Annotated in this window: 13 protein-coding genes; 5 read left to right on the forward strand and 8 right to left on the reverse strand. The window is 68.7% G+C overall.

Going from position 1 to position 15706, the window contains the following annotated elements; genetic code table 11:
* Positions 1 to 1038, forward strand: a complete 1038-nt coding sequence (mutY, locus tag AC1ROD_RS04605; protein ID WP_492947072.1) for an A/G-specific adenine glycosylase — start codon at positions 1 to 3, stop codon at positions 1036 to 1038.
* Here the strand turns inward: mutY and AC1ROD_RS04610 are convergent.
* The 7 genes from AC1ROD_RS04610 to AC1ROD_RS04640 all read right to left on the reverse strand — a co-directional run bounded on the left by AC1ROD_RS04610 (position 1035) and on the right by AC1ROD_RS04640 (position 9221).
* Positions 1035 to 3182, reverse strand: a complete 2148-nt coding sequence (locus AC1ROD_RS04610; RefSeq protein ID WP_492947073.1) for an amylo-alpha-1,6-glucosidase — start codon at positions 3180 to 3182, stop codon at positions 1035 to 1037. The genes mutY and AC1ROD_RS04610 overlap by 4 nt on opposite strands.
* A gap of 138 nt (positions 3183 to 3320) precedes the next feature.
* Positions 3321 to 4436, reverse strand: coding sequence for a glycosyltransferase family 4 protein (locus AC1ROD_RS04615; RefSeq protein ID WP_492947074.1), 1116 nt, complete (start codon positions 4434 to 4436; stop codon positions 3321 to 3323).
* A 150-nt stretch (positions 4437 to 4586) separates the two neighbouring features.
* Positions 4587 to 6146 carry a permease-like membrane multi-spanning protein gene (locus AC1ROD_RS04620; RefSeq protein WP_492947075.1) on the reverse strand — a complete coding sequence of 520 codons (1560 nt, stop codon included), beginning with the start codon at positions 6144 to 6146 and terminating at the stop codon, positions 4587 to 4589.
* Positions 6143 to 6883 (reverse strand): ABC transporter ATP-binding protein, encoded by a 741-nt coding sequence (locus AC1ROD_RS04625; RefSeq protein WP_492947076.1) that lies wholly within the window; start codon positions 6881 to 6883, stop codon positions 6143 to 6145. Before AC1ROD_RS04625 ends, AC1ROD_RS04620 begins: the two co-directional genes overlap by 4 nt.
* Before the next feature lie 76 nt (positions 6884 to 6959).
* On the reverse strand, positions 6960 to 7559 hold the full coding sequence (locus AC1ROD_RS04630) for an HD domain-containing protein (protein ID WP_492947077.1): 600 nt from the start codon (positions 7557 to 7559) through the stop codon (positions 6960 to 6962).
* A 57-nt stretch (positions 7560 to 7616) separates the two neighbouring features.
* Positions 7617 to 8708 carry a site-specific DNA-methyltransferase gene (locus AC1ROD_RS04635; protein WP_492947078.1) on the reverse strand — a complete coding sequence of 364 codons (1092 nt, stop codon included), beginning with the start codon at positions 8706 to 8708 and terminating at the stop codon, positions 7617 to 7619.
* A 45-nt stretch (positions 8709 to 8753) separates the two neighbouring features.
* Positions 8754 to 9221 (reverse strand): GyrI-like domain-containing protein, encoded by a 468-nt coding sequence (locus tag AC1ROD_RS04640; RefSeq protein ID WP_492947079.1) that lies wholly within the window; start codon positions 9219 to 9221, stop codon positions 8754 to 8756.
* 96 nt (positions 9222 to 9317) lie between these two features.
* Between AC1ROD_RS04640 and AC1ROD_RS04645 the strand changes: the two genes are divergently transcribed.
* The 4 genes from AC1ROD_RS04645 to AC1ROD_RS04660 all read left to right on the forward strand — a co-directional run bounded on the left by AC1ROD_RS04645 (position 9318) and on the right by AC1ROD_RS04660 (position 14707).
* Positions 9318 to 10988 (forward strand): M28 family metallopeptidase, encoded by a 1671-nt coding sequence (locus tag AC1ROD_RS04645; protein WP_492947080.1) that lies wholly within the window; start codon positions 9318 to 9320, stop codon positions 10986 to 10988.
* Positions 10989 to 11066: 78 nt separating this feature from the next.
* Positions 11067 to 12659 (forward strand): M28 family peptidase, encoded by a 1593-nt coding sequence (locus AC1ROD_RS04650; RefSeq protein WP_492947081.1) that lies wholly within the window; start codon positions 11067 to 11069, stop codon positions 12657 to 12659.
* Positions 12660 to 12662: 3 nt separating this feature from the next.
* Positions 12663 to 13091, forward strand: coding sequence for a thiol-disulfide oxidoreductase DCC family protein (locus AC1ROD_RS04655; RefSeq protein WP_492947082.1), 429 nt, complete (start codon positions 12663 to 12665; stop codon positions 13089 to 13091).
* Positions 13088 to 14707, forward strand: a complete 1620-nt coding sequence (locus tag AC1ROD_RS04660) for a saccharopine dehydrogenase family protein (RefSeq protein ID WP_492947083.1) — start codon at positions 13088 to 13090, stop codon at positions 14705 to 14707. The genes AC1ROD_RS04655 and AC1ROD_RS04660 overlap by 4 nt, the downstream gene beginning before the upstream one ends.
* On the opposite strand, the gene AC1ROD_RS04665 is transcribed toward AC1ROD_RS04660, so the two are convergent.
* Positions 14704 to 15705: a DUF6607 family protein gene (locus AC1ROD_RS04665; RefSeq protein ID WP_492947084.1), complete on the reverse strand. Its 1002-nt coding sequence runs from the start codon at positions 15703 to 15705 to the stop codon at positions 14704 to 14706. The two genes, AC1ROD_RS04660 and AC1ROD_RS04665, sit on opposite strands and share 4 nt — an antisense overlap.
* Position 15706: the final 1 nt, after the last annotated feature.

A 15706-nucleotide genomic window follows, 5' to 3' on the forward strand; every position in this document is an offset into this window, starting at 1 on the left:
ATGCCCGACGTCGCCCTCCACAAATCCGACATCCGCGCGGCCCTGCTGGCCTGGTACGACGAACGCGCGCGGACCCTGCCCTGGCGCGCGCCGCCGGGCGCGGCAGAGCGCACCGACCCCTACCGCGTCTGGCTGTCGGAGGTGATGCTGCAGCAGACCACCGTCCCGCATGCGACGCCCTATTTTCAGAGCTTCACCCAGCGCTGGCCGACGGTGAATGACCTCGCCGCCGTCGCCGACGCCGATCTGATGGCCGCCTGGGCAGGGCTGGGCTACTACGCTCGCGCCCGCAACCTGCTGGCCTGCGCCCGGGCCGTGGCGGATCAGTATGGTGGGGTGTTTCCGGACACGGAGGCGGGGCTGCTGGCCCTGCCCGGGGTCGGCGCCTATACGGCCGCCGCCGTCGCCGCCATCGCCTTCGACCGCGAGGCCAATGTCGTCGACGGCAATGTCGAACGGGTCATGGCCAGGCTGTTCGCGGTCGAGACGCCGGTCCCCGCCGCCCGGCCCGAACTGCGCGCCTTGGCGGGTTCGCTGGTCGACGCCCATCGCCCCGGCGACTGGGCCCAGGCCCTGATGGACCTCGGCGCCACCGTCTGCCGCCCCAAGTCGCCGTCCTGCCTGATCTGCCCGGTCAACCAGTGGTGCGCGGCCTATCGGACCGGTGAGCCCGAACGCTATCCGCTCAAGACGAAGAAGGCCGACCGACCGCACCGCAATGGGGTCGCGTGGGTGCTGCGCGACGGCGCGGGCCGCGTCGCCCTGGTCCAGCGTCCGGACAAGGGATTGCTCGGCGGCATGCTTGGCCTGCCGACCAGCGACTGGTCCGTCGCGCCCACGGACACGCCGCCGATCGCGGCCGACTGGACCGACGCCGGCGCGATCGAACACGTCTTCACCCACTTCAGCCTGACCCTGTCGGTGCGGGTGGCGACGGGAAGCGGCGACTTCGTCTGGACGCCCGAGGGCGAGGCGCTCAAGGCCCTGCCGACGGTATTCCGGAAGGCGTTGGAGCGCGGGCTGGCGAGCACCGCCTAGCGCGACGTCAGAATCCGGATGTCGCCCTGCTTGCCTTTCGGCATCAGGACCGTGCCCTCGCCGATGCGTTCGAAGATCAGGTCGACCTTCGACGTCCCGACGCGCAGCTCCGACACCGTCAGCCGGTCGACGCCGGCGGGCAGGGTCGGGTTGGCGACGGTCACCACCCCGTCCAGCGCGTTGACGTCCACGCCCAGCGACGCCTGCAGCATCAGGAAGGCCGAGCCCGCCGCCCAGGCTTGCGGCAGGCAGGCGACCGGATAGGCGATGGGCCCCTCACCGGGTTCGCGATCGAAGCCGCAGAACAGCTCGGGCAGGCGCATCTGGAAGTGGCTGGCGGCGGTGTAGATCTCGCCGAGGATGGTCGAGACGGCGTCGCGCTCGCCATAGCGCGCCATCCCTGCCACCCCGATGGAGGTGTCGTGCGGCCAGACCGAGCCGTTGTGATAGCTCATCGGGTTGAACCGGGCCTGACCCTTGGCCAGGGTCCTCAGACCCCAGCCGCTGCGGAACTCGCTGGACAGCATCCGGCGCGTGACCCGTTCGGCCCGGGCCTTTGATGGCAGGCCGCTGAACAACAGGTGGCCGGCGTTGGAGCCGATGGAGCGGCACTGTTCGCCGTCGCCGTCCAGGGCGATGGCGTAGAAGCCCTCGTCCTCCATCCAGAACCGGTCCTCGACCAGGAAGCGGACCTCGTGGGCGTGGTCCTCCCAGGCCTGGGCGCGGGCGTCGCCGACCCGGGCGCCGAGGTCCGCCATGGCCAGCCAGGCGGCATAGGCATAGCCCTGCACCTCCAGCAACGCGATCGGCCCCTTGGGGAACCGCCCGTCGCGGTGGAAGATCGAGTCCTCACTGTCCTTCCAGCCCTGGTTGGACAGGCCGGTTTCGGCGCCGCGCGCATAGTCGATCAGGCCGTCGCCGTTCGAGTCGCCATAGTCGCGCATCCACTCCGAAGCGGCGACCAGATTGGGCCAGAGCTTGCGGATGAGGTCGAGGTCGCCGGTCCGTCGGGCATAGGCGCCGGCCAGGCCGATGAACAGGCAGGTGGTGTCGACCCCGCCGTAGTAGAGGCCGAACGGCACCTCGTGCAGGGCGCTCATCTCGCCGCCGCGCGTCTCGTGCATGATCTTGCCGGGCGCCGAGTCGTGGAAGGCCGAGACCTCGGTCGCCTGACGCGCCGCCAGATAGGTCAGGACGCCGCGCGCCAGCGAGGGATCCAGCCACAGCATCTGCCAGGCGCTGAGGATGCCGTCGCGACCGAACGGGGTCGAGAACCAGGGCGTCCCCGCATAGGGATAGGGGCCTGTCGGCAGGTCGGTGGTCAGCAGCGCCATGTCGGCGCGTGACTGGTCCAGCCAGGCGTTGAACATCGGGCTGCGCGGTCCGCGAAGCGAGGCGCCGCGCCGCCGCCTGCGCCGCATCGACAGCCGGGCCGCCAGGGCGTTTTCGCGCCAGCGCAGCGGATCGGGCGTGGTGCAGGCCTCGCCGCCGCACTCGATGTAGAGGTCCATCCGCTTGCCCTTGGGCAGGCTGAACATGAATTCCGCCTTGGTCGCCGAGAGCCGCGCCGGGGGCTCCGAGAAGGACAGGCAGCTGGTGCGCTCGACCTCGTCCAGGCCGGTATATCGGAAGGTGATGCGCCGCCCGTCATGCGTCGGCGTATGCACCGTGCCGCGCTTTTCCCGCAGCGTGCCGCGCACCTGGAAGATGTCGGCGAAGTCGGCGGCGAAGTCGAAGGCCAGGGGCAGGAGGACGTCCTCGACCCCGTGGTTGACCATCCGCACCCGCTCGAACATCCGCTGGTTCCACAGGAAGCGGCGGCGCTCGATATGCATCACCCCGGCCGGGGCCGAGCGCCCGCCCATCGGGGGCAGGGGGCGGTTGGTCGAATGGGCGGTGAAGAAGACGTTGTCGCGCGACACGCCGGACGACAGCCGCGAGGGCCGCGCCATCCCCGCCGTCATCTGGAAGCGGGACAGCAGGCGGGTGTCGCTGTCGAACAGGCCGTCGGCCCCGCCCTTCATGTCGCCCCAGCCATCGGCGACCAGGAAGGTGTCGCCGTCCTTGAGCGCCTGAAGGGTGTCGAGACCGCCGGTCTCGCCGGTCTCTGCGGCCGTGGTCTGGACCGAGTAGCTGTCGTCCATGGAAACTCCGCGCGCGGCTTAGGGTCGCCTGAATCGTCCCACCCGAATGCGGCTCTAGACTGTCCGCTTCATGGCCTAATGGTTGAGACGGTCGGCGGTTCAGCTTGGGCCGCGCGGAAGGCGGTGAGTTTCCTGCGACTATCCGGCGACGGCGAAGCTGCGCGGTTCGTCCAGCGGCCGCAGCGGCGTGACGACGTCATCCAGCGGCGCCTCGGCGAAGGGGCGTTTGGCCAGCAGGTCGCCATAGACGTCCAGGTAGCGCCTCGCCATGGCGGTCGCCGAGAAGCGCAGTTCGAAGCGGGCGCGCACGGCTTCGCGGTCCAGCAGCCCGACCCGGCCGGCGGCGGCGATGGCCTGCTCCATCGTATCGACCAGATAGCCGGTGGCGCCGTCCTCGATGATCTCGGTGGTCGAGCCGCAGCGGAAGGCCACGACCGGCGTCCCGCAGGCCATGGCCTCGATCATCACCAGGCCGAAAGGTTCCGGCCAGTCGATGGGAAACAGCAGGGCCTCGGCGCCGCCCAGGAAGGCCGACTTCTGGTGATCGCCGATCTCGCCGATGAACTCGATCAGCGGATTGCCGTCGATCAGCGGCTTGATCTTGTCTTCGTAATAGGTGCGGTCGGCAGCATCGACCTTGGCCGCGATCTTGAGCCGCTTGCCCAGTTTGGTGGCGATCTCGATGGCACGGTCGGGGCGTTTCTCGGGCGAGATACGGCCGAGGAAGGCGAGGTAGCCCTGCGACTTCGCGGAGAACCGGTACTGCTCGGCCGGCATGCCGTGATGCACGGTCGCCTTCCAGTTGGCGAAAGCCAGGGGACGGCGCTGGTCGTCGGAGATCGAGATCAGGCCGAACTCGGTGAACCGGTCATAGACTTCGGTAAGGTCCTTCATGTCGAGCCGGCCGTGCAGGGTCGTCAGCGTCTTGTCGGCGTACTTCCGGAACATGGGGAAGTGGATCATGTCGGTGTGGAAGTGGATGACGTCGAACTCGTCGACCCGGTCCATCACCTCGGCCAGCATGGTCAGATGGGCGGCCAGATCGGATTTCAGCGGCGCCGGGTCCAGACGAATGGCCTGATCACGCACCGGGATCAGGCGGGCCCGGGTCAGGGCGTCGGCGCTGGCGAACAGGGTGACCTCATGGCCCAGATCGACGAGGGCGTCGGTCAGGTGGGCGACGACCCGTTCGGTCCCGCCATAGAGCTTCGGAGGGACGGCCTCGTACAGCGGGGTGACCTGGGCGATCTTCATGATGTGTGTGCTCCGACCCGCTCAGCCGGGCCGTAGACATCAATGTTCTCGCAACTGCGAAGTTCCGTCGCGGAACATGCAATTTTGTTCAGCGATTGCGGGGCGTTACAGGTGTTACATCTGTTCGATTCCGGACATTTCGTCCAGAGTTCAGGACTCCCAGCGCTTTTGCGGCGACCGATACAGCGACAGGGTGATCAGGGTCGCCAGGACCGCCGGTATGACCGCCCAGACCATGCCGACCAGCGCCAGGGCGGTCGCCCCGCCCCAGCCCGCCTGAACGAACATCTCCGCGATGTTGACCAGCCATGAGCCGCCGCGCTGGCGCTGGTTGAACGCCTTGCGGGTCGCCGGCTTCTGACGCCAGATCTGGATCAGGCCCGAACAGGCGGCCGCGCAGACGCAGCCGATCAGGACGACGGCGGCCTGAAGCGGGGCGAGGAAGGCGAAGCCCGCGACGGCCAGTCCCGTCAGGACGAAGGTCGGGATCAGGGCGGCGATCAGCTTGGCGCGGTCGGCCAGTCCGCGGTCGACCGGCGCCGATCGCAACAGGTCCGGGCTGTCCTCAGCCGAGATGGCGATCCAGGCGAAGCTGCCGGCCAACTGGCCCGCCATGAAGACGATGGCCGCGCCGCCGAAGATCGAGCCGGTTCCCGAATGAGAGTTCTTGAACAGGACGACGCCGAGCGGGATCAGATAGACGATGCGCAGCAGGATCTGGCTGATCAGCTGCGGGTCGCGGGCCAGCAGCCGCAGCTCCTTGCGGACCATGATGCGCGTCAGGCCATTGGCGAAGGCGCCGTCGGCGCCGCGGGTGCGGGCGGGGGTCGACTTCTCGCCGACGGCGGCTGCCGCGTCCTTGGCGAAGCGCGGGCCGAGCAGGCGGATAACGGCGGAGAGCAGGACGACGCCCACGCCGCCGATCACGATCAGGGGCAGGGGGCTGGCGGTCAGGGCGCGCACCGGCCAGGCCAGCGGGCCGTTCGGCGCCAGCAGCGGACTGGCGGTCAGTCCCATGGCGAAATCGGCGACGCCCGAGGACCCATGGCCGCCCTCGTGCCGGGTGAAGTTGTAGAGCTGGCTCAGGACGAACATCAGGCCGCCGACGAGCGCGGCCAGGACCTGGGCCACGACCCGCGTCTTGCGCGGCCCGATCAGGGCGAACAGCCCCATGGTCAGGAGGATGCCCAGGGCCGTTGCGACCATGGCCAGCGAGATCAGGATCACGAACAGCGACAGCCATTCAGGCCGTCCCAGCACCGAGGCGGTGATCACGAAGGGCGTCACCAGGGCGACGTAGAGAATGCTCGACACCACGGTGATCGACAGGGCCCGAACCGTCAGCACCACGCGCGGCCTGAGCGGCGAGGACAGCAGCAGGTCGAGATCGCCGCGCTCGTACAGGGCCTGAACCGCCAGATTGATGGCTTGCGACAGCATCAGCGTGAACAGGACCACGCAGGCCGCATCCACGATCAGGGCCGACAGCGGGGTGATCGGCAGGGGCCAGCGCGAGGCGAGGAAGCCGAGGGACAGGCCGCCGAAGACGACGCCGGCGACGGCGACAATGGAAATGATGATCAGGGCGATCTTCGAACCGCTGGCGCCGCCGCGCTTGCCGGCCATGCCGCGCAGGCCGAGGCGAACCTCGGCGGCGAGAAGCCAGGCGGCCGATCCCGGCGGCAGCATCCGGACGACGGCGCTGATCACGAGACGTCCGCGCCGACGAGGTCGAGGAAGACGTCTTCCAGCGTGGCGCCGCCGTGCCCGGAACGCGTGCGCAGCTCTTCCAGCGTGCCTTCGGCCAGCAACTTGCCGTGCTGGATGATGCCGATGCGGTCGGACATCCGCTCGGCGACGTCGAGGATGTGGGTGGTCAGGATGACGGTGGCGCCGGCCTTCACCCGCTGCTGCAGCAGGTCCTTGACCTGACGCGCCATGGCGGCGTCGAGGCCGGTCAGGGGCTCGTCCAGCATCAGCAGTTTCGGCTCGTGGATCAGGGCGCCCGCGAGCGCCGCCTTCTGCTTCATGCCGCGCGAAAAGCCTTCGCAGCGCTCGCCGCGATGGGGCCACAGGGCGAGGAACTCCAGCAGCTCCTGGGCCCGCTTGCGCGCCGTCTTCGCGTCCACGCCCCACAGACCGGCGACGAACTCCAGATACTCCATCGGTGTCAGCTTGTCGTAGAGCATGGGCTCGTCGGGCAGCCAGGCGATCAGCCGCTTGGCCGCGACAGGATCATCGATCGCGTCGGTCCCGAAGACGCGGATCGACCCGGCGTCGGCCCGGGTCAGGCCCGCGACCATGCGCAGGGTCGTGGTCTTGCCCGCGCCGTTCGGGCCGAGCAGGGCGTAGAGCTCTCCCGCCTTCACGGTCAGGTCGAGGTTGTCCACCGCCGGGCGGCTGAACGTCTTTCGCAGGCCCCGGATCTCGAGTGCGCTGTCCGTCATAGGCTGTCCCCCGTCATGCCCCGACCCTGCCGCCCGCGCGACGGGAGGTCAAATGGCGCGCGCGGAAATCGTGTGATCAGACGGCGCGCAGGGCGTCGATGGAGCGCCGCAGATTGATCCGGGCCGGCGCCTCGAACCGCTCCAGTCCCCAAGGCGACATATAGAGGCGGTCGCGGGCCAGAAAGCCTTCGAGGATGGCCGCGCGGCCCATGCGAAACAGCGCCTCGGGAACCTCGCGGTATTCGTGCCGCACCCCGCCCTCATAGGCGTCGAAGGCCGCGTCCGACGCCGCCAGGATCGACAGGTCCATGTCGAGGAAGACCGCCATGTCGGCCGTCTCGTCCTCGGCCAGGCCGTCGGGGATGGCGTGCGCCCTGGTCGCCTCGATCAGGCGGACGGTTCGGTCGAGAGTCTCGGTCGGCACGACCCCGGTCAGCAGCTCGCGGGCCAGCGCGGCGCTGCGATCCTCATTGTCCGGGCGGCGCGGCTCATAAATGGCGTCGTGCAGCAGGATGGCGCAGCGCACCGCCAGCGGATCGTTCAACCGGTTCTCGACCTCGGCGAACAGAGCCAGAAGCGCCACCGGATGGCTCCAGCCGTGATAGCCCCGATCCGGTCCCGAATGCAGATCGCGGATCTGGTCGACAAGGGCCTGGGGCAGGACATCGGTGGGCATCGGCGACACTCCGCGGCGGGCAACGGGAGATAGCTAACCCGCGCCGATCGCAATCCACTACAGCGTCGCGCGGATTTCCGAGCGGAGGGCGTCGATGGACTTGAAGCCCTGGTCGGTCTTGAAGCGCCAGTAGGTCCAGCCGTTGCAGGCCGGGGCGTTCTCGAGGATGGCGCCCAGTTTGTGAATCGAGCCGGTGAACTCGCCGGACACCAGAGAGCCGTCGGCGCGGACGCGGGCTTCGCGGTCGCCCTTGGGCGAATAGAGGCGGTCGCCGGGGGCCAGCAGACCGGCCTCGACCAGGGCGCCGAAGGGTACCTTCACCTCCGCCCGCTTGGAGCCCATGACCTTCAGGTCCTCGGCCGCGGCGGGGATGACGGTGGCGATGCGGGTCTCGGCGACCTTGGCGTAGGTCTCGTCGCGCTCGATGCCGATGAAGTGGCGGCCCAGACGTTTGGCGGCGGCGCCGGTGGTGCCCGTGCCGAAGAAGGGATCGAGGATCACGTCGCCGGGCCTGGTCGCGGCCAGGATGACCCGGTGCAGCAGGGCCTCGGGCTTCTGGGTCGGGTGGGCCTTCTTGCCGTCCTCGCCTTTGATTCGCTCCTCGCCGGTGCACAGGGGGAAGGTCCAGTCCGAGCGCATCTGGGTGTCTTCGTTGAAGGCCTTCAGGGCGTCGTAGTTGAAGGTATAGCGCTTCTGCTCGCGCGACTTGGCGGCCCAGATCAGGGTCTCGTGGGCGTTGGTGAACCGGGTGCCCTTGAAGTTCGGCATCGGGTTGGACTTGCGCCAGATGATGTCGTTCAGGACCCAGTAGCCCATGTCCTGAATGGCGACGCCCAGGCGGAAGATGTTGTGGTAGCTGCCGATGACCCACAGCGAGCCCTCGTCCTTGAGGACACGGCGGCATTCCTTCAGCCAGTCGCGGCAGAAGGCGTCATAGGCGGCGAAGCTGTCGAACTTGTCCCAGTCGTCGTCGACCGCATCGACCTTGGAATTGTCCGGACGCAGCAGATCGCCGCCCAGCTGCAGATTATAGGGCGGATCGGCGAAGACCATGTCGACCGACTTCGACGGCAGGCCACGCAGAACCTCGAGGCAGTCGCCAAGGTGGATGACATCCTTGATCAGGTCTGGGGTCTTCAGGTCGGTCACGCGCACAGCTCCGGGGAGTGGAGCCGGTATGGTGAATCCTTACGGTTAAGGCCGGGTAACCGGAAGCCAGATCTCGGTATCGCCCATACCGGTCGCGGCGTCGTAGGCCGGGCCGTAGCGTTCGAAGTCGGGCGTGCCCGCGTCCTTCCATTCGCCGTTCGACTCCAGCCAGGCGTGGCCGGCCATGATGGTGTCGCGGATGGTCCAGACCGGGGCGTCGTGGACGAAGATGGCGTAGTGGGCCTCGGGCACGCGCATCCGGCCAAGGTCTTCGGGCAGGCCGTCGAAGGTCTCGACCTCGGCGGCGCACATATATTCGAAGCGCTGGCCCTCGGGGTCCATTTGGCAGGTCGCCCCGTAGGTGCGTCCGCCGACCTGGCCGGGCAGGGGCAGGCGGGCGACGAATTCCTTCCAGTCCAGCGGGATCTGGCTCGGGCCCTCGGAGAAGGCGTACCAGCGGCGCAGGCCCGCCAGAAGCATGGGGCGGCCGGTTTCGAAACGGGATGGGGTCATGGGGCCAGCCTAGGCCGCGGACTGCGACACTGGGAAGACATCGACTCCTCCGGCGACGCTGAATAGGGTCCCGGCATCGTATCCCCCGGAGCCGCCATGCGCCTGACCCTGTCCCTCGCCGCCCTGATGTCCGGCGTCGCCCTTTCGACCATGGCTGTGGCCCAAAGTGCCGAACCCGCCTTTGACGCCGCCAAACTGTCGGAGCACATCCGCATCCTGGCCGATGACAGCTTCGAGGGCCGGGGCATCGCCACCGAGGCCGAGCCCAAGGTCATCAAATATCTGAGCGAGCAATACGCCGCCGCCGGCTTCGAGCCGGGCGGGGACCTGCAGGCCGACGGCTCGCGTCTGTGGACCCAGGCCGTGGCCCTGAACCGTTTCGAGGTCGATGACTTCAAGGCCACGCTGAAAGTCGGCGACTGGACCCTGCCGCTGGCGCAGGGCGAGCAGATCGTCGCCTCGACCCGCCTGCCCAACGCCTCGGGCCACGTCATGCTGATGAACGCCCCGCTGGTCTTCGTCGGCTACGGCATCAAGGCGCCCGAGCGGAACTGGGACGACTTCAAGGGCATGGACCTGAAGGGCAAGATCCTGGTCGTTCTGGTCAATGACGCCGACTTCGAGGACCCGTCCCTGGACACTTTCGGCGGCAAGGCCATGACCTACTACGGCCGCTGGACCTACAAATACGAAGAGGCCGCGCGTCAGGGGGCTGCGGGCGTGCTGATCGTCCATGAGACCGCACCGGCCTCCTACGGCTGGGGCACGGTGCGCAACTCCTGGACCGCGCCGCAGTTCGACATCGAGCGCGCCGATCCGTCGAAGGATCGTGTCGCCATGGAGGCCTGGGTCCAGCGCGACGTCGCCGTCCAGATGTTCCAGCACGCCGGTCTCGACTTCGAGGCCCTGAAGGTTCAGGCGCGCAGCCGCGACTTCCATCCGGTGACCCTGACCGGCGCGGGCCTGAGCGCCATGTTCGATCTCAAGACCGACCGGATCGAGAGCCACAACGTCGTCGCCCGCCTGCCCGGCACGACACATCCGGACGAGACCATCCTCTACACCGCCCACTGGGACCACATCGGGGTCGGCACGCCCGACGCCAACGGCGACGCCATCTTCAACGGCGCGGTGGACAACGCCTCGGGCACCTCGGGGCTGCTGGAGATCGCCCGCGTCTTCGGCGCGGCGCCCCGCACCCAGCGCTCGATCGTGGCCATCAGCTTCACCGGCGAGGAGAGCGGTCTGCTGGGCTCGACCTACTACGCTGCCAACCCGCTGTATCCGCTGGCCAGGACCGTCGGCGGCTTCAACATGGACTCGGCCAATGTCTATGGCCGGACCACGGCGATGAGCATCATCGGCTTCGGCCAGTCCGACCTCGACGAGCGCGTCACCGCGGAGGTGGAAACCCAAGGGCGGGTCATCGAACCCGACGCCAACACCCAGGCCGGCTACTACTTCCGCTCCGACCACTTCCCGCTGGCGAAGGAGGGCGTGCCCATGGCCTATGCCGAGAGTGGCGGAAGCTTCCGCGACGCCCCCGTCGAGGAACGCATCGCCAAACGCGATGAATATACCGAGAAGCGCTACCACCAAGCCGACGACGAATGGTCCGCCGACTGGGACTATCGCGGCCAGATGGAAGATCTGACGGTCTATTACGACATCGGCCGGGCCCTGGCCGACAGCCGCGACTGGCCGCAGTGGAAGACAGGTTCGGAGTTCGGTCCGGCCCGCGCGGTCAGCGCCGCCGAACGGCAGTAAGCCGCATTACAAAAATGTAAGGGGCGGTCGGGCGCGGCCGCCCTAAGGTGCGCGCGCATTTTCCACGGAGTTTCCTTGATGCTGGCCCGACTGACTTGCGGCGTCGCCGCCTCGGCGATGTTGCTTCTGGCCCTGCCGGCCTCGGCCCAGGACTTTTCGGCCCAGCGCCTGTCCGACCACATCAAGTATCTGTCCGACGACAGTCTGGAAGGTCGCTTCCCCGGCAAGGTCGGCGAGAAGATGACCCTTGACTACCTCCAGGCCCAGTATGAAGCCATGGGCCTTCAGCCCGGCGGGCCGGACGGCCAGTGGCTGCAACCGGTCGACCTGCTGCGCCTGACCCCGGCCCGTCCCGCCACGGTCAGCTGGACCGGCGTCGATGGCGTCGCCCACCCGGTCGAGGCCGGGCTGTTTGTCCGCGCCGGCGCCGCCGACGGCCATGTGAAGCTGGACAATGTGCCGATCGTCTTCGCGGGCTACGGCGTCGTCGCGCCCGAGCGGAACTGGGACGACTATGGAAACATGGACCTGACCGGCAAGGTCGTCGTCGTCCTGAACGGTCAGCCGGCCGCCTTCGGCGCCGATCCCAATTTCTACGGCTCCTCGACCCATAAGGTGGAAGAAGCGATCAAGCGCGGCGCCGTCGGCGTCATCACCCTGTACGAAGTGTCCGGCGGTCGCGGCATGCGTGGCGGCGGTCGTCCGCGCATGACCATCACGGGCGCCCATGAGACGACTTTCAGCGGGACCATGACCCTGGACGTGGCCACCGCAATGGCCTCCTCCAAGGGCGAGGACTTCCAGCCGGTTCTGGCCGCCGCCAAGGCCGGCGGTGACTTCAAGGCCGAGGACACCGGTCTGAAACTCAATGTCGACATCGACGAGATGGCCGAGGTCATCCACTCCCACAACCTGCTGGCCAAGATCCCCGGCACGACCCGTCCGGACGAATATCTCGTCTATTCGGCCCACTGGGACCACGTCGGCGTCGCCGCTGATCCGGACGCCAACGGCGACCGCATCTTCAACGGCGCCTGGGACAACGCCTCGGGCACCTCGGGCGTGCTGGAGATGGCCCGCGCCTTCAAGGCCGGCCCGCCGCCGGAGCGCACCGTCGTCTTCCTGCACGTGACCGCCGAGGAGCAGGGCCTGCTGGGCTCGGAGTGGTACGCCACCCACCCCGTCTATCCGCTGGAAAAGACGGCCGCCGACATCAACATCGACATGCTGCCCTTCACCCCCGCGACCAAGACCATCGCCATCTTCGGCATCGGCAAGTCGGAGCTGGAGGATGATCTGGAGCGACTGGCCCAGCGTGACGGCCGCCACGTCGTCGGCGACGGCGAGCCGGAGCAGGGCTACTACTACCGCAGCGACCACTTCAACTTCGCGGCAGGCGGGGTTCCGGCCCTGATGCCCTGGACCGGCGTCGACTTCGTCGAGGGCGGCGAGGCCGTCGGGCGGCCCTACTATCAGGCCCAGATGGCGAAATACTACCACAAGCTCGACGACGAATGGCGCGCCGACTACGACTTCACCGCCGCCCTGCAGAACCTGAAGCTGCTCTATGAACTGGGTCAGGAAGTCGCCGACAGCACCGACTGGCCGCAGTGGAAGCCGACCTCGGAGTTCGCCGCCATCCGCCGCCAGAGCGACGCCGCCCGGCGCTGACGGGTGGATCACTGGGCGTCGAAGCCGGTTGAGGATGTCGCTGACGGCCTGATCCTGTTCGACGGCGTCTGCGTCTTCTGCTCGCGTTGGGTGCGGTTCGTGCTGCGTCACGATACGGCCCGGCGCTTCCGCTTCATAACGATCCAGAGCGAAGCGGCGCGAGCCTTGGCCTCGCGGCTGGGCATCGATCCGGACGCGCCTGAGACCAATGCGGTGATCCTGAACGGCCGCGCCTGGTTCAAGTCGGACGCGGCCCTGAAGGTGCTGGAGGCCTTGCCTGCGACTCGTCCGTTGGGGCTCGGCCGTCTCGCCCCCAAGGCGCTGCGCGACCCGCTCTATGACCTGATCGCGGGCAATCGCTACCGGATCTTCGGCAAGACCGACGTCTGCATGATCCCCGAGCCAGCTGACCGGGATCGGTTCCTCACGTGACCCGCGTCCTCGTCATCGGGGCCGGAGGCGTCTTCGGCGCGCGGCTGGCGAAGGGGCTGGTGCGCGACGGGTTCGAGGTCGTGGTCGCGGGGCGGAGCCTGGCCCGCGCCGAGGCGACGAAGGCCGAGGTCGGCGCGGCTTCGGCCGTGGCGTTGGACACTCGCAGCCTGACCGCCGCCGACCTGAAGGCGACCGGCACGAGCATCGTGGTCGATGCGGCGGGGCCGTTTCAAGGGGCGGAGCCGCGCGTGGCACGGGCCGCCATCGCGGCGGGCCTGCATTATGTCGATCTGGCCGACGGGCGGGACTTCGTCGCCGGGTTCGGGGCGCTGGATGCCGAGGCTAAGGCGGCGGGCGTCACGGCCCTGACGGGCGCCAGTTCGACGCCCGCCCTGTCCAACGCCGCGCTGGACGCCCTGACCGAGGGCTGGACCCGCATCGACGCGGTCGAGGCGGCCATCTCTCCCGGCGCCCGGGCGCCGCGCGGCCGATCGGTGACCGAGGCCATCCTGTCCTGGCTCGGACGGCCCGTTCGGGTGTTCGAGGACGGGCGCTGGACCGAACGCACAGGATGGGGCGCGGTCGTAACGCGCGATTTCGGTCCTGCGGGACTGCGGCGCCTGTCCCTGTGCGAGACGCCCGATCTCGACGTGTTGGCCGAGCGGTTCCAGCCGACCGATCGCGCCCTGTTCATGGCCGGGCTGGAGCCGGGGTTCGCCCATTGGGCCGGCTGGCTGTTGGCGAGGTTGGTCAGGTTGACCGGCGCCGACCCCACAGGATTGGCGGGTTTGGTCATCTTCCTGTCCCGGCTCGCGGCCCCATTCGGAAGCGACGTCGGAAGCATGCGCGTCGAGGCGAGCGGGCGGGACGGACGGGGCAGGGCCGTGTGCGCCGTCTGGCTGCTGGTCGCCCCGCCGGGCGTCGGACCGGTGACCCCGGGCATCCCGGCCCTGGCGGCGGTGAAGGCGCTGGCTACGGGACGACTGAAGCCGGGCGCCCGCGTCTGTGTGGGCGAGCTTTCGCTGGCTGAACTGGAGGCGGAGCTGGCCATCCACAGCATCACGACCACGACGACGGTCGAACCGTCTTCCCTGTTCGAACGCGCCATCGGCCCAGCCTTCGCGAGCCTGCCGACTCCGATCCGGGCGCTGCACGAGACGTCCGGCCGGTCGCTGTGGCGCGGTCGGGCCTCCGTCGAGGGCGCGGCCAATCCCGTCGCCGGTCTGGTCGCGCGGGTCTTCGGCTTTCCGAAGGCGGGGCAGGGCGTCCCCGTCGAGGTCCATATCGACGCCGACCGCGACGGTTCGATCTGGCGGCGCGAGATCGCCGGAAGCCGGTTCCAGAGCCGGCTGTCGTCTCCGAAGCCGGGCGGGCGTGTGGTCGAGAGCTTCGGTCCCTGCGCCTTCGACCTGACCCTGACGCCCGAGGATGGGCGGCTGGTCTATCGGGTTCAGGGCTGGCGGCTACTGGGCGTTCCGATGCCGAAGCGCTGGGCGCCGACCACCGTGACCCACGAAAAAGAAGACGCCGAAGGCCGGTTCGCCTTCGACGTCGAGATCGGCCTTCCGATAGCGGGCCGGATGGTCCGCTATCGGGGCTGCCTGGAAGCGGTTTAGCGGGCCGTCGCCGTGGCGATGATGGTCTTGGCCTGATCGATGGCCGCCGCGGTGGTGACCTCGCCGGACTGGACCTTTTCGGCCAGGTCCATCAGCGGGGTCCCGGTGACGGCGCCCGTCTCGGCGACTTCCTGAACCCGGACGCCGCCGTGGGCCGCGATGGCTGCATCCCAGAGGTCGCGAACCGCCGCCCAGTAGTCCTTGGTCGCCGCCCAGTAGTCGTCGCCGGCCTTGGGGTCATAGCCGTCCCACTTGCGGTAGGTGTTGACCACATCCTCCTGGACCACGGCGACCGGATCGCCGTCATCGCCCTGACCGGGCTGCATCTTCATATTGTCCTGGATGTGCACCCAGCCGACCGGGGTCAAGGCGTGGCGGTTGGTGCCCAGATAGCGGTCGTAGACCGGGTGACGCACAGCGTCGCGGCGGGCGAGCGGGCGCCAGGTCGGGCCGCTGGTCCAGACGGCCATGCCGTTGTCGTAGCTCCACTTGCCGACGCCGCCGTAGCGCGGGGAATCGTCCGTCTGCCACACCGTCTGGGACCAGGCGCCGGCGCGCTCGGCCTCAGGCACGTCGGTCAGCGTCCACTCGCCCGGACCGGCATAGGTCAGGACGGTCGAGGGCTGGTAGGTCCAGTCCTCGCGCCAGTGTTTGACGACGATCGACTGGCCCTCATGCTCCATCACCAGGATGTGCTGCAGGCTGATGCGGTCGCCGTGGTCGTAGACGACCCGGACGATCTCGTTGCCGGCCGAGTCATGGGACTCCACCGGGGTGTAGCCCGCCAGGAAGCTCACGTTCTCGCGGAAGTCGAAGCGGACACGGAACTGGCCCGCCTCCGCCAGGATCGACTGCCGGTCACGTTCGAACGCGCTGGTCGGCGCGGTCGCGGCGGGCGCAGCCGTTTGGGCGACCGCTGCGACAGGCGCAGCGGAGGCCAGCAGGGCGGCGGCGATCATCAGGGCGCGCATCGGAACCTCTTCGGTTTTGATAGTCATT

This window comes from Brevundimonas sp. GW821-FHT12E07, assembly GCF_058807035.1.

What these genes read in the sequence shown, in the direction of transcription:
- AC1ROD_RS04615 (WP_492947074.1), bottom strand. Translation starts at nt 4,436, where the DNA reads ATGAAGATCGCCCAGGTCACCCCGCTGTACGAGGCCGTCCCTCCGAAG.
- AC1ROD_RS04630 (WP_492947077.1), bottom strand. Translation starts at nt 7,559, where the DNA reads ATGCCCACCGATGTCCTGCCCCAGGCCCTTGTCGACCAGATCCGCGAT.
- AC1ROD_RS04625 (WP_492947076.1), bottom strand. Translation starts at nt 6,883, where the DNA reads ATGACGGACAGCGCACTCGAGATCCGGGGCCTGCGAAAGACGTTCAGC.
- AC1ROD_RS04665 (WP_492947084.1), bottom strand. Translation starts at nt 15,705, where the DNA reads ATGACTATCAAAACCGAAGAGGTTCCGATGCGCGCCCTGATGATCGCC.
- AC1ROD_RS04640 (WP_492947079.1), bottom strand. Translation starts at nt 9,221, where the DNA reads ATGACCCCATCCCGTTTCGAAACCGGCCGCCCCATGCTTCTGGCGGGC.
- mutY (WP_492947072.1), top strand. Translation starts at nt 1, where the DNA reads ATGCCCGACGTCGCCCTCCACAAATCCGACATCCGCGCGGCCCTGCTG.
- AC1ROD_RS04645 (WP_492947080.1), top strand. Translation starts at nt 9,318, where the DNA reads ATGCGCCTGACCCTGTCCCTCGCCGCCCTGATGTCCGGCGTCGCCCTT.
- AC1ROD_RS04650 (WP_492947081.1), top strand. Translation starts at nt 11,067, where the DNA reads ATGCTGGCCCGACTGACTTGCGGCGTCGCCGCCTCGGCGATGTTGCTT.
- AC1ROD_RS04610 (WP_492947073.1), bottom strand. Translation starts at nt 3,182, where the DNA reads ATGGACGACAGCTACTCGGTCCAGACCACGGCCGCAGAGACCGGCGAG.